19 protein-coding genes are annotated in these 23,280 nt (G+C 67.8%); 11 read left to right on the forward strand and 8 right to left on the reverse strand.

Annotated features, from left to right (window positions below):
* Positions 1 to 100 precede the first annotated feature (100 nt).
* From AC1DKN_RS01435 to AC1DKN_RS01445, 3 genes are all read left to right on the forward strand, one after another.
* Positions 101 to 1,015, forward strand: coding sequence for an alpha/beta fold hydrolase (locus AC1DKN_RS01435; RefSeq protein WP_476870267.1), 915 nt, complete (start codon positions 101 to 103; stop codon positions 1,013 to 1,015).
* A gap of 162 nt (positions 1,016 to 1,177) precedes the next feature.
* Entirely contained in the window at positions 1,178 to 1,783 is a 606-nt protein-coding gene (locus AC1DKN_RS01440; protein WP_476870268.1) for a PadR family transcriptional regulator, read from the forward strand.
* 237 nt (positions 1,784 to 2,020) lie between these two features.
* A complete protein-coding gene (locus tag AC1DKN_RS01445) occupies positions 2,021 to 2,197 on the forward strand; it encodes a CsbD family protein (RefSeq protein WP_476870269.1) in 177 nt (58 codons plus the stop codon).
* 80 nt (positions 2,198 to 2,277) lie between these two features.
* On the opposite strand, the gene AC1DKN_RS01450 is transcribed toward AC1DKN_RS01445, so the two are convergent.
* Both AC1DKN_RS01450 and AC1DKN_RS01455 read right to left on the reverse strand, forming a co-directional pair.
* Positions 2,278 to 3,216, reverse strand: coding sequence for a 5'-3' exonuclease (locus AC1DKN_RS01450; RefSeq protein WP_476870270.1), 939 nt, complete (start codon positions 3,214 to 3,216; stop codon positions 2,278 to 2,280).
* Between the two features lie 179 nt (positions 3,217 to 3,395).
* On the reverse strand, positions 3,396 to 4,904 hold the full coding sequence (locus tag AC1DKN_RS01455; protein ID WP_476870271.1) for a CYTH and CHAD domain-containing protein: 1,509 nt from the start codon (positions 4,902 to 4,904) through the stop codon (positions 3,396 to 3,398).
* Positions 4,905 to 5,338: 434 nt separating this feature from the next.
* Between AC1DKN_RS01455 and AC1DKN_RS01460 the strand changes: the two genes are divergently transcribed.
* The 7 genes from AC1DKN_RS01460 to AC1DKN_RS01490 all read left to right on the forward strand — a co-directional run bounded on the left by AC1DKN_RS01460 (position 5,339) and on the right by AC1DKN_RS01490 (position 14,419).
* Entirely contained in the window at positions 5,339 to 6,841 is a 1,503-nt protein-coding gene (locus AC1DKN_RS01460) for a xylulokinase (protein ID WP_476870272.1), read from the forward strand.
* A complete protein-coding gene (locus AC1DKN_RS01465) occupies positions 6,825 to 8,195 on the forward strand; it encodes an iron-containing alcohol dehydrogenase (RefSeq protein ID WP_476870273.1) in 1,371 nt (456 codons plus the stop codon). Before AC1DKN_RS01460 ends, AC1DKN_RS01465 begins: the two co-directional genes overlap by 17 nt.
* 131 nt (positions 8,196 to 8,326) lie before the next feature.
* Positions 8,327 to 10,078, forward strand: a complete 1,752-nt coding sequence (locus AC1DKN_RS01470; protein WP_476870274.1) for a glycerol-3-phosphate dehydrogenase/oxidase — start codon at positions 8,327 to 8,329, stop codon at positions 10,076 to 10,078.
* A 301-nt stretch (positions 10,079 to 10,379) separates the two neighbouring features.
* Positions 10,380 to 11,789 carry an ethanolamine permease gene (gene eat / locus AC1DKN_RS01475; protein WP_028278167.1) on the forward strand — a complete coding sequence of 470 codons (1,410 nt, stop codon included), beginning with the start codon at positions 10,380 to 10,382 and terminating at the stop codon, positions 11,787 to 11,789.
* A 226-nt stretch (positions 11,790 to 12,015) separates the two neighbouring features.
* A complete protein-coding gene (locus AC1DKN_RS01480) occupies positions 12,016 to 12,837 on the forward strand; it encodes an HAD-IIA family hydrolase (protein WP_476870275.1) in 822 nt (273 codons plus the stop codon).
* A gap of 73 nt (positions 12,838 to 12,910) precedes the next feature.
* A complete protein-coding gene (locus AC1DKN_RS01485) occupies positions 12,911 to 13,600 on the forward strand; it encodes a hypothetical protein (RefSeq protein WP_230012466.1) in 690 nt (229 codons plus the stop codon).
* Positions 13,601 to 13,651: 51 nt separating this feature from the next.
* Complete coding sequence (locus tag AC1DKN_RS01490; protein WP_476870276.1) at positions 13,652 to 14,419, forward strand: GntR family transcriptional regulator; 768 nt, start codon at positions 13,652 to 13,654, stop codon at positions 14,417 to 14,419.
* 121 nt (positions 14,420 to 14,540) lie between these two features.
* On the opposite strand, the gene AC1DKN_RS01495 is transcribed toward AC1DKN_RS01490, so the two are convergent.
* Both AC1DKN_RS01495 and AC1DKN_RS01500 read right to left on the reverse strand, forming a co-directional pair.
* On the reverse strand, positions 14,541 to 15,680 hold the full coding sequence (locus AC1DKN_RS01495) for an ROK family protein (protein WP_476870277.1): 1,140 nt from the start codon (positions 15,678 to 15,680) through the stop codon (positions 14,541 to 14,543).
* Positions 15,681 to 15,748: 68 nt separating this feature from the next.
* Positions 15,749 to 15,964 carry a hypothetical protein gene (locus tag AC1DKN_RS01500; RefSeq protein WP_476870278.1) on the reverse strand — a complete coding sequence of 72 codons (216 nt, stop codon included), beginning with the start codon at positions 15,962 to 15,964 and terminating at the stop codon, positions 15,749 to 15,751.
* Positions 15,965 to 16,059: 95 nt separating this feature from the next.
* Between AC1DKN_RS01500 and AC1DKN_RS01505 the strand changes: the two genes are divergently transcribed.
* On the forward strand, positions 16,060 to 17,331 hold the full coding sequence (locus AC1DKN_RS01505) for a DUF1479 domain-containing protein (protein WP_476870279.1): 1,272 nt from the start codon (positions 16,060 to 16,062) through the stop codon (positions 17,329 to 17,331).
* A gap of 80 nt (positions 17,332 to 17,411) precedes the next feature.
* On the opposite strand, the gene AC1DKN_RS01510 is transcribed toward AC1DKN_RS01505, so the two are convergent.
* The 4 genes from AC1DKN_RS01510 to AC1DKN_RS01525 all read right to left on the reverse strand — a co-directional run bounded on the left by AC1DKN_RS01510 (position 17,412) and on the right by AC1DKN_RS01525 (position 23,179).
* Positions 17,412 to 19,163: an acetyl/propionyl/methylcrotonyl-CoA carboxylase subunit alpha gene (locus AC1DKN_RS01510; protein WP_476870280.1), complete on the reverse strand. Its 1,752-nt coding sequence runs from the start codon at positions 19,161 to 19,163 to the stop codon at positions 17,412 to 17,414.
* Positions 19,163 to 20,827: a 5-oxoprolinase subunit B/C family protein gene (locus tag AC1DKN_RS01515; RefSeq protein ID WP_476870344.1), complete on the reverse strand. Its 1,665-nt coding sequence runs from the start codon at positions 20,825 to 20,827 to the stop codon at positions 19,163 to 19,165. The genes AC1DKN_RS01510 and AC1DKN_RS01515 overlap by 1 nt, the downstream gene beginning before the upstream one ends.
* A 158-nt stretch (positions 20,828 to 20,985) precedes the next feature.
* Entirely contained in the window at positions 20,986 to 22,326 is a 1,341-nt protein-coding gene (locus AC1DKN_RS01520; RefSeq protein ID WP_476859679.1) for an MFS transporter, read from the reverse strand.
* A 94-nt stretch (positions 22,327 to 22,420) separates the two neighbouring features.
* Positions 22,421 to 23,179, reverse strand: a complete 759-nt coding sequence (locus tag AC1DKN_RS01525; RefSeq protein ID WP_223914816.1) for a LamB/YcsF family protein — start codon at positions 23,177 to 23,179, stop codon at positions 22,421 to 22,423.
* Positions 23,180 to 23,280: the final 101 nt, after the last annotated feature.

The following is a 23,280-nucleotide window of genomic DNA, read 5'->3' on the forward strand; positions in this document are numbered from 1 at the left end:
GCCCTGATCCGCACCGGCCTCCACCGCCTCGAGCCTCGCGTCCGGTCCTGCACCCCCGCCGCTCCGAATCACCTTCAAAGACCACGAACAGAAGGTGACCATGGGTGTTCAGCAGGAAACCGCAAGTACGGGGGCTGCCACGCTGCGGCGGCGCACCCTTGCCACCGAGCTGGGCCCCTGCACGGTGCATGTCCAGGAAGGCACCGGGGGCCCGCACGCCGTATCCGGGACGGCGGATGTCTACCTCCACGGCGCCGCGGGCTCCTGGACGTCCTTCCGGGAGCTTCTTCACCCGGCAGTGGCACATGACCGGGTGCTGATAGACCTGCCGGGCTGGGGCGAGTCCACGCAGGACGCCCGGATGGCGAATTTGAGCATCGAAGCCATGGCACGCGCCGTCACCGGTACTTTGACCTCGCTCGGCTACCGGCGGTGGAACCTGGTGGGCCACTCCATGGGAGGCTTCCTGGCATTGCACATCGCCGCGGCGTGGCCCGGGCGGACCGCCAGCGTGACCGCGATTTCGGCGACCACGTTCGGCGTGTCCGAAGCGGCCGGCAAGCCACTGCGCAGCCTGTTCCGGTTCCCGATGTTTCTGGGCATGCTGCTGGCCATGCGCGCCGCGGCAGCCCTCGGCCCGGCAGGGCCCGCACTGGTCCGTGCAATCGGGTCCACCGCCGTGATGCGGCCGCTGTTGTCCCCGTTTTTCGCAGAACCCGCATCCATCTCCGCGGGGGTGCTTCGAGGGCTTGGCGAGGACGCCCGGCCGGCCGGTTTCTCCGCGGCAGCCCGGGCCGCGGCGCACTACGATTTTGGCCAGTGGCGGGGCATTTTGTGTCCAGTGCTCGCGACCCGCGGGGACAGCGATGTGTTCACTCCACCCTCTGACCTGCTCCGGCTGGCCGCGATAATCCCACGCGTCCAGATGGTGACACTCCCGCATTGCGGCCACTTCGCGAACATCGAACGGCCCGAGCATGTGCAACGGCTGCTCGATGACCTGCTGTATCCGTGACCTGTACGGCAGCGGCTGGCAGCGGCTGGCAGCGTCCGGGCGTCAACGGACGCCGGGGTGAATCGACTCTTGACCGCCGATACTCACCGATATATCGTTAATTATCGCCGAACAATCGGCGACCATTATTGATTTCAACTGATTGGGAAGGTCGATGCCGCTATGAAAGGCATGCATGACGATAAATTCACGGAGGGCGGACCCGCCCAGGCACGCTTCGGGCGCGGCAGGAGCCGCCGCGGCCCCCACGGACACGGTGGTTTCGGACCGGGCCGCGGGTTTGGACCGGGTTTCGGACCGGGCTTCGGGCCAGGTTTTGGCCCCGGCGGGTCGCGGCGGGCCAGCAGGGGCGATGTTCGTTCGGCGATTCTGTCCCTCTTGGCCGAATCACCGTCCAACGGCTACGGGCTGATCAAGACCATTGCGGAAAAGACCTCGGGCGCCTGGCGTCCGAGCCCGGGCTCCGTCTACCCGACGCTCCAGCAGCTCGTTGATGAAGAGCTCATTGCGCCCGTAGGTGATGGCCGGCGCACCGAGTTCACCCTCACCGATGCGGGCAAGGCCTACGTGGCCGATCACGCCGAGGATCTGGGGAACGCCTGGAACACCGACCCGGAGGGATCCGGGCCGGCGTTTCACCAAAGCGTCGGAAAACTCATGGGAGTCATCCACCAATTCCGCTTCTCGGCAACGGAGGAACAACGCAATGCCGCAATGACGGTAATCGATGACACCCGCCGCGCGCTCTACCGCATTCTTGCCGACTAACACCGCCGCTTCTGCCGGCGCACTGCCACCGCTGCCAATGGTCCCTGCCCGAATAACTCCGGATGGCGGCATTTGTACTCTGGAACCGTGATCGCCTGACCTGGATTGTTGTCCCGGAGCCGGGAATGGCCCGGACCGCACCAAATGGCCCCCGCTTTCCACGGTTCCGTCCCTACAATTAAGTGTGGCCTCCATGGCATTCACGTCGCGGGGGCGACATAAATAAGGAGGTTCATCATGGGCCTGAGTGACAAGATCCACAATGCCGCCGAGAAACTCCACGGCAAAGGCAAAGAGGCGGCCGGCAAAGCCACCGGCGACGACAAGATGAAGGCCGAGGGCAGGAGCCATCAGGTCAAAGCAGACCTGAAGCAGGCCGGCGAAAAGGTCAAGGACGCTTTCAAGAAACACTGAAAACAGGCCGCCGGAGGGCGGAGGTGCGGCCCGGATCGCGCCTTCGCCCCGGCATTTGCCCACACGCCCCAGGGACTTCCCTAGCGACGCAGGTCGAATGCCTCAAGGAGCCGGCTGACCGAACCGCCGAGGTTCCATTCTGTGGCGAGACGCTCAAGCTCGGCCCGCGAACCGCCGGAGACAGGGTGCAACTGCGCGCCTGCGTCCTCAAGCGTCGGCAGTTCCAGGTCTCGCACGATCTTCACGACGGTGGGCGCGACCGTGAGGTAGTCCGCCGCCGCGGCGAGTTTGGACCGCACTGCGGTGGACAGCCCACTCGCTGCGTCCGCGGCAGCCGCGAGCAGCCCGTCGAGCGTGCCGTACTCGCCGAGCAGCGACGCGGCGGTCTTCTCCCCGATGCCGGCGACGCCTGGCAGCCCGTCGGAGGTGTCGCCGCGCAGGGTCGCGTAGTCGGCATACTGCACGGGCAGCACACGGTACTTGCCGACGACGTCGGCGTCGGTCAGGACTTCGAGGTTCTTCATGCCGCGCGCGGTGTAGACCACCCGCACCTGACGGGCGTCGTCGACGATCTGGAAGAGGTCGCGGTCGCCCGTCACCACGTCGACCGGAAGCTCGGCGTGGCTGGCGTAGGTGCCGATGACGTCGTCGGCCTCGTGGTCGGCAGCCCCGACGACGGCGATGCCGGCGAGCTCGAGCACGCGGCGGATCATCGGAATCTGCGCCTCGAGCGCGTCCGGCACCACCTCCACATCCGGGGCGCCTGCCACCTCCTCGGCGACCCGATGCGATTTGTAGCTCGGGATGAGGTCTACCCGCCACTGCGGGCGCCAATCGTCGTCCCAGCACGCGACGAGATGCGTCGCACCGTAGTCGGTGGTGAGCCGTGCGATCATGTCGAGCAAGCCGCGAACAGCGTTCACCGGGGTGCCGTCGGCGCGGCGGATCGTATCGGGCACGCCGTAGAACGCGCGAAAGTACAGCGACGCGGTGTCGAGGAGCATCAGGCGGTCGGTCATGACTGATCCTGACACGGATGCGCCCGCTGGCGGTGGAACGTCACGGTCCATCTTCGGAGGGCACAAAGTAATGCTGGCGTCGCTGAGGTCCCCCAGGCACCGGGCATGGACGAACACGGCCGCGAGGTCCTCAGCTTCATCGACGGCGATGCAGCACTCGACGCTTGACGCGTCCAGGGTCAGGGTCGCAGCCGCAAGCGGCGAAGCTTCTTCCCTGCCTTGCGGGCTTTGTTCTCCGTCTTCCGGGCAATGCGTTCTTCCATCTCCAGCAAACCCTCGAAGCCGAGGTCGGTATCGGCGGGCCGGTCCGGGGTGGCCGCGAGTCTGCGCAGGAGGGCGGTCGCCATGACGCTGTCCTGATGGTCGCCGAGTACTGTCTGGAGCCGTCCGGCCGCTTTGGTGAGTTTGGCGGCGCGCTTGCCGTGGATCTCCAAGACCGACTCACCCGCGTGGCGGAGGCGCTTGGCGTCTTTTCGGACCTCGTGCAGCGCTGTGTCGCGCGCGGCCGTGTCGGCCGAGCCTTTGACGGCCTTCCGGGCACGCTCCACCCGCTTTGCCGCCTTGTTGACCAGCTTGGCCGTCACCTTGCGCGCGGGCCGGAAGGCGCGTGGCTTGGCAGGCGGGTGGTCCCGGAAGTCCTCCAGGGAGCCCAGGAGACGGAAGTAGCGGCCGGTCCGGAGGGTCTCCAGGACGTTTCTGTAGCCTGCGTCGTGGGCTGCGACCAGCTCCTGATCGATCATCTGGGCCAAGAGGCCGGACCTCTGTTCTTCCGGGAGCTCCAGGATGTGCTGGCGAAGCCGCTCCAGCATGACTTCGGCATCGCGGGCCGGACCCAGGATCTGGCCCAGCCACTTCAGTTCAGCCTGGAGTTCCCGCACCGCTGAGCGTTTGAAGAGTTTGCGGTAGGTGGCCAGGGCGGAGCGCGCCCGGCGGGTCGCGGACCGCATCTTGTGGACGGAATCCGGTGTGCCCATCCGCACACCCGGATCATTGGCGATGAAGTCGCCAATCCGCGCGTCTAAATAGGCGGTCACGACGTCGACCGCCGGTCCCTTCTTCCGGGGCTTTGGAGTCCGGGGACTGAACTCGGCCGGCCAGGCATCGCCCAGGGCACGGGCGATCTTGGAAGGATAAGCGGAGTGGCTGGCTCCGGTAGACGTCAGAGTTGCGGCGGCAGCCTCAAAGAGCCCCGCTGTACCGTGGACGAGTTCGAGCTCCCATTCACGCCAGTCGACGGCCGGCCCCGGCGGCCGCAGGGCCTCGGCGTGAACGTGGTCGTCGGCGAAGTCGGCCAAATGCTCACCGCCCGGCCCGTAAATCCGGTAGGTGGTGCGCCGCGTACTCAGCCGGGCGACGGGCACGAGTTCGTCGCCCCGCATGAGGACCTGCAGATGGTCGGACAGTTCTTCCGGAACGGTCTCCGGCTGCCCCAGCGGCGCATGGATCTCCTCCCGCTGGTCCGCCCCGGCGGGAAGCTTGAGGTGCCAGCCCTCGTCCGCCCCGCCCGTGCGGCGCCGCAGGGTAATGCGCCGTGCCGCGAGGACCAGGGCCGGAGTATCGAAGTACACAGCCTCTAGCTGATCCGTCACAGGCTCCGCGACGTGGTCCACACCCTCGATTTCCTGCAGATCCGGCAGCGCCGCAGAGGTCCCGGCGTCGTACTTTTGTTCCGTTTCAAGTTTTCCCATGGTGTCCATGGCGGTCAGGACTCCCCGCGGGACGCGCGTTCCCGCGGCAGCGAACTGATGGTCCTGTTGATGACTGCCATGGCGGGCCTCCCCTATCGGCACCGCTGGAACATGGACGTGATCTCCGGCGGGCGTGTCCGGCCGGTGCCTTGGCCCGGTGCGCCTAGCCCGATTCTAGGCTCTGCTCGAATCGGCGACCAGACCGCCTATGGCGTGCCGGCCGTTGACAACGTCCGTGGCGGCTTCACCTAGGGCCAGAGGCTCGCAACACCAGCGAGACCGGGGACCTCGACGGGGGTGCTCGTGCCGGAAGGACATTGGCGGGGGTTGACGGCCGGGAGCCGCACCCGTAATCTAGTTATTAGACGTCTGACGACTTACGCAGATGGTGATGGCTTCGGGGGAAGGCCGCTGGGATACAAAGGAGTATTTCATTGGGATATGTAATTGGCTGTGATCTTGGCTCGCAGAGCGCGAAGGCGGTGCTGATGTCGCCGGAGGGCGTGATCGTCGCGACCGCAAGCAGCGGGTATGCGATGGCGCACCCGCACAGCGGCTGGGCAGAGCAGGATCCGGCGCACTACCGGCACGGGATTGCCTCCAGCGTCCGTGCCGTGCTGGCCCGGACCGGTGTAAAGCCGGCCGAGGTGACCCATATCGGGCTCTCGAGCCAGGTGGACGGCGTCGTGCCGGTGGACGCCGACATGCGTCCGCTGCGGCCGGCCATTATCTGGCTGGACCGGCGCGCTACCGAGCAGGTTGCCCGGCTCGGGAACGCAATCGATCCGGACCGGCTGTTCGCCCGGACGGGGCTGAACCTGGACGCCAGCCACACCGGACCAAAGCTCATGTGGCTGGCCGACAACGAGCCCGAGGTGTACCGGAGGGCCGCGTCGCTGCCCTCGGTCGGGGGCTACGCCGTCGCGTGGATGACCGGCCGTTCAATCCAGGACCACGCGAATTCCTCCTCCTCGCTGCTCTATGACGTGGTGGCCCGGGACTGGAGCGATGAACTCATCGACGCCGCCGGGCTGGACCGGGCCAAGCTCCCGGAGATCGGCCGCGCCACCGACGTCGCCGGGACCCTGACCGCGGAGGCGGCTGCGGCGCTGGGGCTGACCACGGGCTGCGCCGTCGTGGTCAGCACCGGCGACGACCACGCCGCATGCCTGGGCGCCGGCGGAGTCCGGCCCGGGGTGGTCGTCGATATCCTCGGCACGGCCGAACCGGTCGGGGTCTCCAGCGCCTTCCCGGTCTTCGACGAGACCAAACTCGTCGAGACCCACGCGCACGCCGTGGACGGCACCTACCTGATCGAGAACCCCGGGTTTGTCTCGGGCGGCAACACGCTGTGGTTTGCCCAGAACGTCCTCGGCGTCAGCCAGCAGGAGTTCTTCGACCGCGCCGCCCGCTCAGAACCCGGCGCCCGCGGGGTCCGCTTCATCCCGGCACTGACCGGCTCCATGGCGCCCCGGTGGAACGACTCCCTGCGCGGGACGTTCGCCGGGCTGTCGATGAACCACGACTCCACCGACATGGCCCGGGCGATCATCGAGGCGAACTGCTTCGCGTTCCGCGACATCTACGACCGGATCGACGCCATGGGCCTGGCCCAGTCAGTCCGGGTCGTCGGCGGCGGGGCCCGCTCCGCGCTGTGGCTCTCGGCGAAGGCCACGCTCTGCAACACCCCGATCCAGAAGGTGCTCACCGAGGAGACCAGCGCCACCGGCGGGGCCCTGCTCGCCGCCGTCGCCGCCGGCACCTTCGCCAGCCTCGAATCCGCCGTCGATGCCGTCGTCGAACTCGACCCGGTCAGCATCGACCCCGACCCTGCCCATGCCGAGGCCCTTGAAATGGCCTACCAGGACTACCGCTCCCTCTTCGACGCCGTCGAATCCATCCCGCAGAAAGAAACACGCCATGACGCTCTCGTCTGACCTCGACCGCTACCTCTCCCACCCCCTGGTCGGCCTCGACCAGGTCGTCATCGGCGCCGACGTGCTGGACTCCGTCCACGACATCGTCGCCGCCCTCCCGGCCCATAACAGCATCGCCGTCCTCACCGACGAGGACGTCTACACCACCGGCTCGGGTACCCACCTCAAGCCCGCCGTCACGGCCCTCCTGGAAACCCTGGGCACGGTCACCACCGTGGCCCTCCCGGGCCACGTCCACGCCGACGAGACCACCGTGAGCGCTGCGACCGCCGGCTGTGCCGGCGCGGACGTCATCGTCACCATCGGCTCCGGCACCCTGTGCGACATCGGCAAGGTCGCCGCCGGGACCCGGCCGCACGTCGTCGTGCAAAGCGCCGCCTCCGTCAACGGCTTCGCCGATGACCAGTCCGTGCTGCTGATCAACGGCGTCAAGCGCACCGCCCACTCCGGCTGGCCCAACGCACTGGTGGTCGACAGCAACGTCCTGGAAGGGGCGCCGGCACTGCTGAACCGCTCCGGACTCGGCGACATGATCTCGATGTTCACCGCCCCCGCGGACTGGTACCTGTCCTCCCTCGTCGAGATGGACCGCGGCTACTCCGCCGAGGCCGCGACCATGACCCGCCGCCACGGCGCCGAACTCCTGGGCCTTGCCCCCGGCGTGGGGACCTCTGACCCGGAGTCCTTGTCGACGCTGGCCAAGTTCGTGACCCTGTCGGGCATTTCAATGGGCGTCGCGGGACAAACCTCCCCGTCCTCCGGCATGGAACATGTCATCAGCCACCTCCTGGACATGGCCAGCACGGCCCGCGGCACAGACACCGCCCACCACGGCGCCCAGGTGGGCGTCGCGACCGTCATCGTCGCGATCCTCTGGCGGAACATGAACGAGAAGCTCCGCACCGGAAGCCTCGGCGCCCTCCGGCTCCCCGAGCCGGACGACGCCGAACGCACCGTCCGGGAGGCCTTCGACTGGATGGACGAGGCCGGTTCCACGAGCAACGAGTGCTGGTCCGACTACTCCAAGAAACTCGAACACCTCCGCGCTGTCGATGCCGGGGCCAAAATCCGCGACGCCGCCGCAGCCTGGCCGGCCCACGCCGAGGTGCTCTCGGGCCTGCTGGGCGAACCGGAAGCCATCGTCGCGGCACTCCGCGCCGCCGGCGCGCCGACCCGCTTCTCCGAACTGGAAAACCCCAGCAAGGAAGACGACGTCATCTGGGCGCTCACGAACTGCCACCTCATGCGCAACCGCTTCAACATCGCCGATCTCGCCTACCTCACCGGAGCCTGGACCAAGACCGACGTCCTGGCCGCCCTCGCCGAGGCAGAACGGATCGGCGCCGGACTGTAAACGCCGGGCCCCACCGCAAGCGAAGCCAATTCCCGAACCAACAATACCCACTTTTATTCGTCAGACGTCTAATGACATCCCACGCTGATGACGCCTGGCCACGAAAGGCAGGCAGACCCATGGAGGCCACAATGAGCAAGACCGCCACTTCCGCCGGAACCGGGCGACTCAACACTGCGCAACGCGAATCAGCCCGCGCTGCGATGAAGTCACAAGTACTCGACGTGCTTGTTATTGGCGGCGGCGTTGTCGGCGCCGGCGCTGCCCTCGATGCGGCATCGCGGGGACTTACGGTCGGCATTATCGAGAAGAGCGACTGGGCCAGCGGCACCTCCAGCCGGTCTTCCAAGTTGGTGCACGGCGGAATCCGCTACCTTGAGCAGCTCAACTTCAAGCTGGTCAAGGAGGCTCTTGTGGAGCGCGGCCTTCTCCTGCGCGCAATCGCACCCCACCTCGTCAAGCCTGTCTCGTTCCTCTACCCCGTCACCGCGCCGCTGGCCGAGCGGTTTTATGTGGGGGCCGGGATGGCCCTGTATGACCTGTTCAGCTATGCCGGCGGCCGCCACCCGGGCGTCGGCCTGCACCGCCACCTCAGCCGCAAGCGCGTCAGGGCTGAACTGCCCGGCCTGAACCGCGCTGCATGCCGTGGGGGCATCAGCTACTTTGATGCCCAGGTCGATGACGCCAGGCTGGTCGCAACGATCGTGCGCACTGCGGTGTCGCGGGGCGTCCATGCGATGAATCGCGCCGGCGCAGTGGAGATCATGCCCGGCACCGGCAGCGCGGACCACACAGTACTCGTCTCGGATGAAGAGACGGGTGAGCGGTTCGAGGTGCGGGCCCGCTCCATCATCAACGCAACGGGTGTGTGGACCGCAGAATCGCAAACCATGATCGGCGTCGACTCGGCAGTCGAAGTCACCATGTCCAAGGGGGTTCATATCCTCGTTGACCGTGATCGCTTCCCGTCCACCATGGGATTGATCCTGCGGGCAGGGGCAAGTGTCCTTTTCGTCATCCCCTGGGGCAACTACTGGATCATCGGCACCACCGACACGCCATGGGACCTGGGAAAAACGAATCCCTCCGCCACCTCCGCGGACGTCCAGTACCTGCTCGATCACGTCAACAAGGTGCTCGAGGTCCCGATCGTCCACGAGGATATCCTCGGTGTCTACGCCGGACTCCGCCCGCTCGTGAAAGGCAAGGCAGGCTCGACCGCGCAGCTGAGCAGGGAACACGTCGTTGACGTGCCCCACGAGGGCATCGCGGTGATCGCCGGCGGCAAACTCACCACCTACAGGGTCATGGCAAAGGACGCTGTGGACGCCGCGACACAGGGGCGAAGCACTGCCCGCCCCTCGCAAACACTGGACCTGCCCCTCCTCGGTGGCGAAAACTTCGTTGCCGCCGAGATTGAAAGCGTCTGCGCCTACATGCTCGAAACCCTCGGACTGCCGTCCAGCCACGCAGCACGCCTGGTCGGTCGATACGGAAACATGGCCACTGAAGTCTTGAAGCCTGTGGCCGAGAACAGGGTGCTCGGGCTGGAGATCTGCGGCGGCGGCGGCGCCCTTCTGGCTGAAGCGCTGTACGCAGTGACGCACGAAGGGGCCCTGCATTTGGAGGACGTCCTTGAGCGCCGCCTGCGTATTTCCATTGAATCCAAGGATTTCGGCGAAGAAGCCGCATCCGAGGTTGCCAGGGCCGTGGCCCCGGCCCTGGACTGGACTGCGCAAGACGTCGACGACGAACTGGAGCGCTATCAGGAATTCGTGCGCCTCCAGCGGGAAGCGATCTCCGTACCCGATGACGCCTCTGCCGATGCTGTCATGAAAAGGGCAGTTCCTGCCGCCCGCGCGGCGGCCGGCCTGCACGCTTAACCGTCCCGGAAAACAACAAAAACTTTCTCTTGTCAGACGTCTAACGACTTGGTATGCTTGATGAACAAGGTCGCGAAAGCCCCTTCCGGACACTTTCCCTGCCGAAGACGCCAGAGAAAAGCCAGGCCCGCCGCCCCCGCGGCGGCCGTTCGTAACACCCCTTCGAAACACCCGGTCCCGGAGCGCTGATTTCAGCCCGGCACCCAGCCACCGGAGCAATCCCGCAGCTTCCTCGTCAAACATCAGACGGCCCGCCTCCCGTGGCGCCGATGATGGATACAACCCGCAAAGGAGCAGGTCAGTGTCACAAGCCACAATTTCGCCAGTGCAGGCGGAGCACAAGAAGAAGAATCTTCACAAGGTTGCAGGGCCCGTCCTGCTCTGGGGCATCGGCGTCGGCGCCGTGATCTCCGGTGATTACTACGGCTGGAACGCGGGCCTGGGCCTGACCGGCTACTGGGGTTACCTGATCGCAATCGCGATCATGGGCCTGCTCTACGCCGGCCTCTCAACCGTGATCGGCGAACTGTCCGCAGCAGTACCCCACGCCGGTGGAGCCTACGCCTACGTCCGCACAGCACTGGGCCGGGTCTGGGGCTACCTCGCCGGAGTCAGCGTCCTTCTGGAATTCGTGTTTGCCCCGGTCGCGGTGGCGCTGACCGTCGGCGCCTACGTGCAGGTCCTCTTCCCCGACGTGCCGGTCCTGGTCAGCGCCGCAGTCCTCTACATCGGCTCGACCGTGGTCCATCTCCTGGGCGCCGGCAACTCGATGAAGATCGAATTCGTGTTCACCGCCGTCGCGGTCGTCGGCCTCATTGTCTTCATGGTGATCGGTGCGCCGAAGATGTCACTGGATAACCTGAACGCCTACTCGGGCGGAGCCATCCTGCCCAACGGCATCGGCGGCCTCTGGGCCACCCTGCCGCTCGCCGCATGGTTCTTCTTCGCCATCGAAAGCCTCCCCATGGCTGCCGAAGAGACCAAGAACCCGGCCAAGGACATCCCCAAGGCCCTGATCATGGCCTTCATCACCCTCGCCGTGATCGGCCTCGGCACCCTCACCGTCGCCGCCGGCGTCGGCGGGTCCGACTTCCCCGGCGCAGCGGCCCCGCTGACCGTGGCCCTGTCCAACGTCGTGGGATCCCAGACCTGGATCGTCCCGGTGATCGCGATCTTCAGCCTCGCCGCCCTGGTCGCCTCGTTCCACGCGATCGTGATCGCCTACTCACGCCAGACCTTCGCCCTGTCCCGTGCAGGCTACCTGCCGGCATCACTGTCCAAGCTCAACAAGCATCACGCCCCGGTCGGCTCGCTGATCGTGCCCGGCGTCATCGGCTTCGTCTTCGTCATCCTGGGCGCCACCATCCTCCCGGACGCCATCCCGGTCCTGGTCACTCTCTCCGTGCTCGTCGCGGCCGTGTCCTACATGCTGATGATGGCCGCAGCCCTGGTGCTGCGGAAGAAGCGCCCCGACCTGCACCGCCCCTACAAGGCACGCGGTGGACGCGTCACGATGTGGATCGCCCTGATCCTGGCCGGGATCCTGATCCCCGCAGCCCTGGTCAGCTTCCCCCTCGCGTTCGTCATCGCCGTGATCATGGTGGCCCTGTTCATGGCCTACTACTTCGCCGTCGGCCGCAAGCGCGTCGGCAACTACACCGCCGAAGAAGAACTCGCCCTCACCGACCAGGCCCTCACCGCAGACGCCTGACCAACCCAGCCCCACCAAAGAGCCCGACAGCCCGGCCAGCCCGGCAGGCTGATCTGGCCGACCGCCCGGCGGGGGCGCCGCGACCCGGCAGCCCCCGCCCGGCACCAGCACCACCGGCACCACACCGCGAAACTTTCTTCCAGAGATTCCATCACCGACTTGAGTCGTTAGACGTCTAACGTTAGACTTGTATTGTGCCCCGCAAGGGGCCGAAAGGAGGGCAACGATGCCCGTTGAACTACTGGCCAAAGAAGCCGGCCGCCGCGAAGCGGCCCCGCTCTACCGGGGCTACGCCTTCGACCTGGACGGCACGCTGTATCTGGGCGATGACCTGATCGAGGGCGCGGACACCGTCGTGGCGGCGCTGCGCAACTCCGGGGCCCGGGTGGTCTTCGTGACCAACAAGCCGCTCGAGACCGCCGAGGCCTACGCCGCGAAGCTGACCCGGCTCGGCATCCCGGCCCAGGCCCAGGACGTAATCTCCGCGCTCGACGCGCTCACCCTGTACCTCGCCGGCCGCCACCCCGGGGCCCGTGTCCTGGCCGTGGGCGAACCGGTCCTGATCGAATCGCTGCGCGGCGCCGGGTTCACCCTGACCGATGACCCGGCCCAGACCGACGTCGTGGTGGTCTCCTTCGACCGGACCTTCGACTACGACAAACTCACCCGCGCCTACCAGGCCGTGAACGCCGGCGCCGTGATCGTGGCCACCAATCCCGACCCGTACTGCCCCACCCCCGACGGCGGCCTGCCCGACTGCGCCGCGATGCTTGCGGCCATCGAGGCCTGCACCGGCGGACGCGCCGAAGCGATCGTCGGCAAACCCAGCGTCCATATGGCCAACGCCTTCCTGCACCGCCTCGGCGTCCCGGCCCACGAGGCCGTGATGGTCGGGGACCGGCTCCTGACCGACGTCGCCATGGGCCTGAATGCCGGCATGGCCTCGGCCCTGGTGATGTCCGGAGCGACCACCGATGACCACCTCGCCGCCTCCGGCATCCTGCCGACCCACGTCCTGGACGACGTCCGCGGACTCCTCCCCGCCTGACCCACACACGCACCACCCCACCAGCACCAGCACCCACCCAGCACCACCCACCACAAGCGAAAGAACAAGAACAATGTCTGAATTCATCTTTATGCTCACCCACAACGACCGCACCGTCGACAACGCCCTGGAGGTCCTCGAGCAGGTCAAGGACACCGGGCTGCGCCACATCGGCTTCAAGGACGTCGGCGCCACCGCCGAGAAGGCACGTGAGCTGACCGCCGCCGCGCACGCCGCGGACCTGGTGGTCTACCTCGAGGTGGTCTCGGTCGACAAGGCTGATGAGATGGACTCCATCGACGCCGCCATCGCCGCCGGCGTGGACTGGATCGTGGGCGGCAAGTTCGCCGCCGAGGCCGTCGAGAAGCTCGCCGGCACCGGAATCAAGTTCGCCCCCTTCCCCGGCCGCGTCGCCGGGCACCCCAGCGCACTGCTCGGCACCATCGAGGAGATCACCGCGCACGCCGCCGAACTCTCCAAGCTCGAGGGCGTCCACGGCGTGGACCTGCTCGCCTACCGCCACGCCACCGTCGATCCGCTGGAACTCACCGCCGCCGTCGCCCGCGTTGTCGATGGGCCCACCATCGCTGCCGGCTCGGTCGTCAACGAGGACCAGATCCGCGGTCTCGCCGAAGCCGGCGTCTGGGGCTTCACCATCGGCGCGGCCATCTTCGACGGCAAGCTCCCCGGCGAAAAGGACGTCGTGTCCCAGGTCCGCACCGCCCTGTCCTACGCCGACGCCGCCGCCGGCGCCCGCGTCTAACCAGAACCCGCACCGCCAGTACACTGGATTTATTGCCCCAGGGAGGACACCATGTCAGGTCGCCGGCCAAATCTTGCAGAACAGGTTCGAGATGAACTCACCGAGCTCATCAGCAACGGCACGTATAACGTCGGCGACCGGCTCCCCAACGAAGACGAAATGTCGGTCAAGTTCGCGGTCAGCCGCGCCACGGTCCGCGAAGGCTACCGGGCACTGATCGACGCCGGGTACCTTTCCCGCCTCCATGGCAAAGGCACCTACGTCACCAGGGTGCCGCAACGCCACGCGCTGGACCTGAACGTCAGCTACACCGCGATGATTCAGGCCGCCGGGTTCACCCCCAGCATCAAGATCATCTCCCAGCGCGTGGCACCCGCCGATGACGGCGACCGGGCCCGGCTCCGCCTGGACCGCGGGGCCGAGGTCGTCATCGTCGAACGGGTCCGGTTCGCCGATGCCCGGCCCGTCGTCTACAGCCTCGACCGCGTCCCTCTGGCCCTCGTGCCCGAAGCGGCCGGGTCCGACCTCGGCCCGTCCCTGTTCGACCTGCTCGAGACCCTCAACCACGGCGTCCGGAACGGGCGGGCCAAACTGCTCCCCGTCCTCGCCGGACCCGCTGAGGCCGCGCAGCTCCAGGTCAACGAAGGCGTCCCGCTGCTCTACTTCGACGAGGTCGACTACGACATCAACGGCACCCCGGTGCTTGCCTCCTTCGAGTGGCACACCAGCGACGTCTTCGAAATGTGGCTCAACCGCCGCGCCCAGCCACCCGCCCAGCAGGTCCAGGCCGCCCCGGCCCTCTCAGAGTCACGGACCTGACCGGGCAACAACCACAAACACCGGACAGACGGCCGGGCATGCTCGCCAGCGTGCCCGGCCGTTCCCGTTGTAGAGGTTGTTCGGCTCGCAACCGGCCGATCACTTGAAGATCACCTGGAGATCACCGGCGGTATTCGGACCAGATCCCTTCCACTGCCGCTTCACGGGCGTGCAATGAGGCCCCGGCCAGGGGCCCTTCTGTACCGAGATCACTGACAGTCACCATGGTTGAGGGTTCCAGCAGGTGCGGCAAGAGGCTGGCGCGCAGTCGGTCGACAAACGCCGGGCAGTCCACCAGCGGTCCGCTCAGCACGACCGCCGCGGGGTCGCTCAGGGTGGCCGTGTTGCCGATGGCTTCGCCCAGAAGTTCGAGGAAGTCTACGGCCGCCGGGGAGCCAGGCTGTTCCGCAAAGAGACCGCGGTATCGGTCCATGTCGAGGGAAAGCCCGCCGGCCGTGGTGATCCCGAGACCAAGCAGGCGCTCCATCAGGGTCCGGCCGTTCTGCCGCAGGTAGGCGATCTCTCCGGCGATGCCGTGCGATCCGCGGCGGACCTCGCCGCCCATGACGAGGGCTGCGCCGATGCCGGCACCGACGTAGACCACCAGGAAGTCGTCGACGCCGCGCATCGCCCCGGACTCGCGCTCTGCCAGTGCCGCCCAGTTGACGTCGTTGTCGACCCGGACCGGTCCCCGGCAGTCGCTGAGAAACCGCTCGGTCAGATTCCACTGCCCTTCGGGGAACGGCGCGTTCGGCAGACTCAGCACGGCCTGCCCGGCGGCCGCCACGGGGTTGGCCTGGGAGACGCTGGCGGCCAGGCATGGTGTGGACACCTCGCGCCGGTACTCGGCGAACAGGCCGGAGAGGGCGGACTCGAGCTGTTCCCGGGTCTGAGGCGTTCCTGACGAGGCCCGGTACTCACCCACGACGCTGCCGCGCAGGTCAGTGGCGCGCAGCTGGGCGCGGCCGGTGGCCACCGCGACGGCAAGAGTATGTCCGTAGCCGGAGGCGATGTCGTAGATCGCCGCGGTGCGGCCGCGCGACCCCGCCGACTGGCCCGTCTCGCTGATCAGGCCAGCTTCCGTCAACCGCGTGGCCGCCTCGGATGCGGTGGGCTTCGACAATCCGGTGGCGGCTGCGATGGCTGCCCGGGAGCTTGGCCCGTGGCGGCGCAGGTGCTCGAAGAACCGCCGGTCGGTGACCGTGGCCAAAGCCTGCGGCGTCGATGCAGCCGCGGCCAGGGAGTGCGGGGAACGGGTCAAAGCGGGGGTCCTCCAATAGGGGTCTTCCCCATCGTAGCGGAGTGCCTTACACTGGAAATCGGAATTAGTTAGGACTCTTTACTATAGGAGCAATGGCCGTGGATCAGATGCCCGCTACCCCACAGAACCCGGCTGATGTCCCCGGCGGGCCCCGGGCATTCACGCCCGGGGCGCCCGGCGACGTCGGTGATGTTGGGCGGACGCAGGAGTCTCGCGACGGTAACCACCGCCGCGACCTGGGGCTTCGCGGCGTCCGGGATCACGACGTCCCAGGGATGTGTCACGGCCAGTGCCCTGGAGCGGGCGGCTTCCCCAGCACATCGCAGTGCCCGATGAAAGCAATCGCAGTTTAGGAATGACGACGCAAGGAACGATGAAAATGAGCGAGCAAGACACTGTCCACCAAGCCCCACAGGTCCCCGCCGATGTCCCGGGCCAGATCCGCGCCCTCAAGGCCCAACTTCGCCACCGGATCGGTGACGTTGAAGGGGTATTCCGCCGGCTCGAGGACCGCATCCGGGTACAGGTCGAGGAAATCGAGGCCATCCGGGCCGGCGGGGAGCAGGTCTGGCCCGTCATCGACTACGCGGACATCGAGTCAGGTCAGGTCAGCGAGGCCCAGTTGGCCGCGCTCAAGCGGCGCGGCTGCGCCGTCGTACGCGGGCACTTCCCCCGCGGGACCGCCTTGGACTGGGACCGGCAGCTCGTGGACTATGTCGAGAGCAATGACTTTTATGCCAAGTACCGCGGCCCGGGAGACGACTTCTTCGGCACCCTGTCAGCCTCCCGCCCGGAGATCTACCCGATCTATTGGTCCCGCCCCCAGATGGAGGCACGGCAGAACCCGCGCATGGCAGCCGTCCAGTCGTTCCTGAACCGCCGCTGGACCTTCGAATCGGAGGGCGAGACCTGGTTCGACCCGGACCAGGACTCGATGTACCCGGACCGGATCCGCCGCCGCCCGCCGGGCGCCAACTCCAGCGGTCTGGGCCCGCACACCGACTCCGGCGCCCTGGAAAGGTGGCTGCTGCCGGCCTACCAGCAGGCGTTCCGGCATGTATTCAACGGCGAACCCGAGAAATATGACCCCTGGGACGCCGCCTACCGCACCGAAGTCGACGAGTACGAGGGCGGATCCACGATGTGCTCGGCCTTCCGCACATTCCAGGGCTGGACGGCGCTGTCGGACATGGACAACGACCAGGGCGTGCTCCAGACTGTCCCGATCCCGGAAGCCATGGCCTACATCCTGCTCCGTCCGCTGCTGGAAGACGTGCCGGAGGACGAGCTGTGCGGCGTCAGCCCGCGGCACGTCCTGCCGATCAGCGAGCAGTGGCACCCGCTCCTGATGCGCGCGCTCTCGTCCATCCCCGATGTGCAGGCGGGAGACTCTGTGTGGTGGCACTGCGACGTGATCCACGCCGTCGCGCCCGTACAGGACCAACAGGGATGGGGCAACGTCATGTACATCCCGGCAGCCCCCCGGTGCGAAAAGAACACCCGCTACGCTGCCGTCGTGGCAGAGGACTTCAAAGCCGGACGCTCACCCCGGGATTTTCCCGAAGAGCACTATGAAGCCGACTGGGATAACCGGTTCCATGAGAAGGAACTCAACCCCATCGGCAGGCGCGGACTCGGGCTGGAGACATAGTCACGCCCGCTCGAACGTGACTGGGCCGCTTCCGCCAGCGGAAACGGCCCAGTCACGCGCCAAACATCAGCAGAATGCTGCTACCCGATCAGCGCGAGCACCGCGCCGGCCGTGACAACCCCGCCCGCTTTGGTGCGGACGTCGGTGACGGTGCCGTCCCGGTGCGCGGAGACCTGGGTTTCCATCTTCATGGCCTCAAGGACCACCACCGGGTCCCCGGCCGAGACTTCGGCTCCCGGCTCGACGAGCCATTTCACGACTGTCCCTGCCATGTCCGCGCGCAGCTCCCCAGGGTCGCCAGCGGCGGCGGCACCGCCGTCGGACGCTACCGACACCCCGGCGGGCGCTGAGCTGCCCGAGCGGGCCCAGGCGTCGAGCAGATCGGCCGGAAGGCCGACGGCGAGGCGCCTGCCGTCCACGTCGACGGTGATGGTGCGGCGTTCGCCGTCGGGCGCGGTAGTGCTGTAGTCGGGATCGGCAGGGATGCTGTCCGCGAAGTCGGTTTCGATCCAGCGGGTGTGGATGCCGAGGCCGTCCTCGGAGGTGAAGTCCGGGGATTCCAGCACGGCCCGGTGGAAGGGTAGCACGGTGGCGACGCCGGTGATCCGCATTTCGGCGAGGGCCCGGCGGGCACGGCGCAGGGCCTGCTGGCGGTCCGCGCCGGTGACGATCAGCTTCGCGAGCAGGGAATCGAACTGCGGCGCGACGAAGGACCCGGAGCGGACGCCGGTGTCGAGGCGGATGCCCGGGCCGGTGGGACCGGCGAATTCGCCGATGGTGCCGGGCGAGGGCAGGAAGCCGCGGCCCACGTCCTCGGCGTTAAGCCGGAATTCGAAGGCGTGTCCGTGCGGTGCCGGGTCTTCGGCCAGGCGCAGCGGCTCCCCCCCGGCGATCCGGAACTGTTCCTGGACGAGGTCGATCCCCGTGGTTTCCTCGGTGATCGGGTGCTCCACCTGGAGCCGGGTGTTGACCTCCAGGAAGGCCACGGTGCCGTCCGCCGCGACGAGGAATTCCACCGTGCCGGCGCCGGAGTAGCCCGCTTCCCGGCAGACGGCCTTGGCGGCGTCGTAGATCAGCGTGGTCTGCTCGTCGGTCAGGAACGGCGCGGGGGCCTCTTCGAGGAGCTTCTGGTGCCGGCGCTGCAGGGAGCAGTCACGGGTTCCGACGACCACGACGTTGCCGTGCGCGTCCGCCAGGACCTGCGCCTCGACGTGGCGCGGACGGTCCAGGTAGCGCTCCACGAAGCACTCGCCCCGCCCGAAGGCGGCAACGGCTTCCCGGACGGCGGAGTCGAAGGCTTCCTCGACCTCGTCGATGACCCGGACCACTTTCATGCCGCGGCCACCGCCGCCGAAGGCGGCCTTGATGGCGATCGGCAGGCCATGCTCTTCGGCGAAGGCGCGGGCCTCGGCCGCCGTGTCGACGGGACCGTCGCTGCCGGCCACCAGGGGTGCGCCGGCCCGGACGGCCGCGTCGCGGGCCGTGATCTTGTTGCCGAGCAGCCGGATCGCGTCCGGCGTCGGACCGATCCAGGTCAGCCCGGCGTCGAGGACGGCCTGGGCAAAGTCGGCGTTCTCGGAGAGGAAGCCGTAGCCGGGGTGGACGGCGTCCGCACCGGACTGGGCCGCCACGGCGAGGAGCTTGGGGATGTTCAGGTACGTGTCCGCGGGCGAGTTGCCGTCCAGGCTGAAGGCCTCATCCGCGGCCGAGACGTGCAGGGCGTCGGCGTCGATGTCGGCGTAGACAGCGACGGACGCCAGCTGCGCGTCGTCGCAGGCCCGGGCTATGCGGACCGCGATTTCTCCACGGTTGGCGATCAGGACCTTGCGCATCAGTTACTCGCTTCTTCTGTGGTGGTGGCGTGTTCAGTAGTGCCGTGTTCGGTGGGGTGTTCGGTGGTGGCGGATTCGGCCCAGCGGAAGCGGATCCTGCCGCCGATCGGGACCTGGGCGGCGAGGTCCAGCTGGGAGTCGACCACCACGGCGATCACCGGGTAGCCGCCGGTGATCGGATGGTCGGCCAGGAAGAGCACGGGCAGGCCCTCCGGCGGGACCTGCAGGGCTCCGGCGACGGTGCCTTCGCTGGGCAGTTCGCCCTGGCGGCTGCGCTGCAGCGGCGTACCGTCCAGCCGCATGCCGACGCGGTTGGACTGCGGCAGCACGGCCCAGTCCTGGGCGGTGAAGGAATCCAGTGCCGCCTGATCGAACCAGTCGGCGCGGGGGCCGGGGACGACGTCGAGGACGGTCACCCCGGTGCCCGGGTAGTCCGGCTGCAGTTCGGGATTTCCGACGACGCCGGTCTCGGCTTCTCCGCCGGCGCCCAGTTGCTGCCCGGCGGCCAGGGGCGCAGGACCGATCCCGGACATGGTGTCCGTGGAGCGGCTGCCCAGTACCGGGGCGGCATCCACCCCGCCGCGGACCGCGAGGTAGCTGCGGAAGCCGCTGTGCGGCGCACCGATGCTGAGCGTTTCGCCGTCGAGCAGCGCGAAGGGAGTGGCCACCGGCACGGTGCGCTGCCACGTATCGCCGGCGTCGTCCGGTGCGGACGCGATGCTCAGTTCCGCCGGCGCCCCGGCGACGGCGAGGACCTGGTCCCCCACGGCCTGGACCTTGAGTCCGCCCGCGACGGTCTCGATGCCGGCTGCGCCGGGGGCGTTGCCGACGAGGCGGTTGGCCCGGCGCAGCGAGGCCCGGTCCAGCGCGCCGGCGGCGGAGACGCCCAGGCCGGAGTGGCCGTCCCGGCCGAGGTCCTGGATCAGGCTCTGAAGGCCCGGTGAAACGATCCGGATCCCGGCCATGACGTCCTGCCCGGCAACCGGTTCCGGCGCGGTGCCCTCGGCCGCAGGCGCCGCGGCCGGCTCGACAGCTGGCTCGGTGGCTGGCTCGGCCGCGAGGACGAGTGCATCCCGGACCGGACGGAACTGCACCCGGTGGCCGGGGGCGGCCAGGGCGGGCGGCTCCCGGTCCAGGTCCCACATCTTGGCGTTGGTGCGCCCGATCAGCTGCCAGCCGCCCGGGGAACGGCGAGGGTACACGGCCGAGTAGTTGCCGGCCAGCGCCACGGAGCCAGCGGGAACTGCGGTGCGGGGCGAGCTGCGGCGCGGCACTTCCAGCTGCTGGTTCTCCCCGATCATGTACCCGAATCCGGGGGCGAAGCCGGCGAAGGCCACGGTCCAGATCTGCCCGGAGTGGGCGGCGATCACGCCGTCGGTTCCCAGGCCGGTGAGCCGTCCGACTTCGGCGAGGTCCTCGCCGTCGTACACGGTGTCGATGACCACCAGCTCACCGTCGCGTTGCACGGGTGCGGTGAGGTCGAGCTGCATCAGGCGGGCGGCGATGCGCCGGGCCGAGGCCGGGGATTCGGCCTTGACCAGAACGGTCTCGGCCGCGGCCAGGATGTCCTGCTGGCCCGGCAGCGGTTTCTCGAGGAGCAGTGCCTGCAGGGCGAGCACGTCCTGCGTGCCGGAGAGCTCAGCGAGGACCGCGCGCGTCCCCACGGCCCGCACGGAACGGACCTTGTGAACTGCGGCTTCGCCTGCTGCGGCGGCTTGTACCTTCAGGGGTTCCCCTGCTGTCTCAATCACGGGTTGCCTCAATCATTGTGCCGGTGAAATCATGCCGGCGGACAGGATCCGCCGAAGAAGATCCGCGCCGCTCAGGCGCGGGCTTCCTGCAGGAGCCGCTCCTCCTCGTCAGTATGCGGGTTGCGCCCGATGGCCAGCCCGATCACGGTCACGATGGAGGCGACCGCGAGGTAGCCGGCGATCAGGAACCAGTTGCCGCTGACAGCGAAGAGGGCAGTGAAGACCAGCGGTGCGATGGCGCCGCCGACCACGCCGGCCAGGGTGTAAGCCAGCGAACTGCCGGCGTAGCGCAGCCGCGCCGGGAACTGTTCGGTGATGTAAGCCGCCTGCGGGCCATACATGAAGGCGTGGAAGGCCAGCCCGATCACGATTCCGATGGTCAGCGTGAGGACCGACTTGTCCTGAATCATGAGGAAGAACAGCGGAATGTAGACGGCGGTTCCGACGGCGGCGATGCCGTATACGAGTCGGCGGTTGACGCGGTCCGTGAGGGCGCCCGCCGCCGGGATCAGGAACAGTTGGAAGGCTGAGCCGATCAGGATGGCGGTCAGTACGTTGCTGGTGCTCATGCCCAGTTCCTTGGTGGCGTACACGGCCATAAAGACGGTGAGCAGGGAGTACAGCACGTCCGGGCTGATGCGGGACAGGGCGGCCGAGACGAGGGCGCGCGGCTCCTTGGTGAAGACCTCCTTGATGGGGGCCTTGGGCTGTTCGCCGTGGGCCTGGATGGCCTTGAAGACAGGAGTTTCCTCGAGCTTCAGCCGGATCAGCAGGCCGAAGCCCACCAACACCGCCGAGGCGAGGAAGGCCACGCGCCAGCCCCAGGAGAGGAACTCTTCGTTGCTGAGCGTCGCGGCGAGCACGGCCAGAACGCCGTTGGCCATCAGGTTGCCGGCGGGCGGGCCAATCTGCGCGGCGGAAGACCAGAAGCCGCGCCGCTTCGCGTCGCCGAATTCGCTTGAGAGCAGCACGGCCCCGCCCCACTCGCCGCCGACGCCGATGCCCTGCGCCAGGCGCAGCAACACGAGGATGATGGGTGCGGCTATACCGATGGTGGCATAGCCCGGGAGCGCGCCGATCACCACCGTAGCGATGCCGATCAGCAGCAGGGTGGTCACGAGGACCTGCTTGCGGCCGATCTTGTCACCGAGCCGGCCGAAGATCACGCCGCCGATGGGACGGGCGAGGTAGCCCACCGCAAAGGTCGAGAAGGACAGCAGCAGCCCGACGTATTCGTCGTTACCCGGGAAGAAGACCTTGGGGAACACGAGGGCCGAGGCCACGGAGTAGATCGCGAAGTCGTAGTACTCCAGCGAAGTGCCGGTGAGGCTCGCGACATAGGCCTTGAGGGCACCAGGCGGGATCCTCCTCTTGCCGGCGGCCGGGGTGGCCTGATGCGGTGCTGCAGTCATGGTTTTCCTCCAGGTGTGCGGGGTGCTGCCTGTTGCTTGGGTTTAGGTGCGGGTGGTCCCGGCAGAACCGGGGTGTGAAGCGTGAAGCTGCGGCCTAGACGAAGGCGGCGGTGGTGATGTCTGCGGCGTTGAGCGCTTCGCGGACGGCAGCGGCCATGGCGACGGCCCCCGGGGAGTCACCGTGCACGCAGATGCTTTCGGCGCGGATTTTCAGGATGGAGCCGTCGATGGTGCGGATGGCGGAATCGGTGGCCATCCGGAGGACATGCTCAGTGACGAGAGCGGGGTCCTCCAGCACGGCTCCGGGAAGCGTACGGGACACGAGGGTGCCGTCCGGGTTGTAGGCCCGGTCCGCGAAGGCTTCGGTCACCGCGCGGAGGCCGGCGGCCTCGGCCAGGCGCAGCACTTCCGAGCCCGGCAGGCCCAGGATGGGCAGGTTCGGGTCAACGGATTTCACGGCGTCGACGACGGCCTTCGCCTGGCCGGTGTGCGAGACGATCGCGTTGTAGAGGCCGCCGTGCGGCTTGACGTACTTGACCGTGCCGCCCTCGACGGCAGCCAGCGCCTGCAGCGCACCGATCTGGTAGACGACGTCGTCGGCCAGTTCGATCGGGTCGATGTCCAGGAAGCGGCGGCCGAAGCCGGCGAGATCGCGGTAGCCGACGTGGGCGCCGATCACGACGCCGGCGGCAACCGCCTCGCGGCAGGTCCGGCGGATGACGCTGGGGTCGCCCGCATGGAATCCGCACGCCACGTTGGCGCTGGAGACCGAGCGGAACATCGCCGAGTCGTCGCCCAGGGTCCAGCGGCCGAAGGACTCGCCAACGTCGCTGTTCAGGTCAATGGTTGCCATTTGTGATCCTCGTCTCATGATAGCCCCCTACTAGGATGCATCAATTTTTCGGATTGTTCAACAATCCGACGATTCAACATTGGGACAATCGTGTAGATTCG

It is taken from the genome of Arthrobacter sp. 01N444 (assembly GCF_056399305.1).

What these genes read in the sequence shown, in the direction of transcription:
- AC1DKN_RS01435 (WP_476870267.1), top strand. Translation starts at nt 101, where the DNA reads ATGGGTGTTCAGCAGGAAACCGCAAGTACGGGGGCTGCCACGCTGCGG.
- AC1DKN_RS01440 (WP_476870268.1), top strand. Translation starts at nt 1,178, where the DNA reads ATGAAAGGCATGCATGACGATAAATTCACGGAGGGCGGACCCGCCCAG.
- AC1DKN_RS01445 (WP_476870269.1), top strand. Translation starts at nt 2,021, where the DNA reads ATGGGCCTGAGTGACAAGATCCACAATGCCGCCGAGAAACTCCACGGC.
- AC1DKN_RS01450 (WP_476870270.1), bottom strand. Translation starts at nt 3,216, where the DNA reads ATGACCGACCGCCTGATGCTCCTCGACACCGCGTCGCTGTACTTTCGC.
- AC1DKN_RS01455 (WP_476870271.1), bottom strand. Translation starts at nt 4,904, where the DNA reads ATGGGAAAACTTGAAACGGAACAAAAGTACGACGCCGGGACCTCTGCG.
- AC1DKN_RS01465 (WP_476870273.1), top strand. Translation starts at nt 6,825, where the DNA reads ATGACGCTCTCGTCTGACCTCGACCGCTACCTCTCCCACCCCCTGGTC.
- AC1DKN_RS01470 (WP_476870274.1), top strand. Translation starts at nt 8,327, where the DNA reads ATGAGCAAGACCGCCACTTCCGCCGGAACCGGGCGACTCAACACTGCG.
- AC1DKN_RS01480 (WP_476870275.1), top strand. Translation starts at nt 12,016, where the DNA reads ATGCCCGTTGAACTACTGGCCAAAGAAGCCGGCCGCCGCGAAGCGGCC.
- AC1DKN_RS01485 (WP_230012466.1), top strand. Translation starts at nt 12,911, where the DNA reads ATGTCTGAATTCATCTTTATGCTCACCCACAACGACCGCACCGTCGAC.
- AC1DKN_RS01490 (WP_476870276.1), top strand. Translation starts at nt 13,652, where the DNA reads ATGTCAGGTCGCCGGCCAAATCTTGCAGAACAGGTTCGAGATGAACTC.
- AC1DKN_RS01505 (WP_476870279.1), top strand. Translation starts at nt 16,060, where the DNA reads ATGAGCGAGCAAGACACTGTCCACCAAGCCCCACAGGTCCCCGCCGAT.
- AC1DKN_RS01510 (WP_476870280.1), bottom strand. Translation starts at nt 19,163, where the DNA reads ATGCGCAAGGTCCTGATCGCCAACCGTGGAGAAATCGCGGTCCGCATA.
- AC1DKN_RS01520 (WP_476859679.1), bottom strand. Translation starts at nt 22,326, where the DNA reads ATGACTGCAGCACCGCATCAGGCCACCCCGGCCGCCGGCAAGAGGAGG.
- AC1DKN_RS01525 (WP_223914816.1), bottom strand. Translation starts at nt 23,179, where the DNA reads ATGGCAACCATTGACCTGAACAGCGACGTTGGCGAGTCCTTCGGCCGC.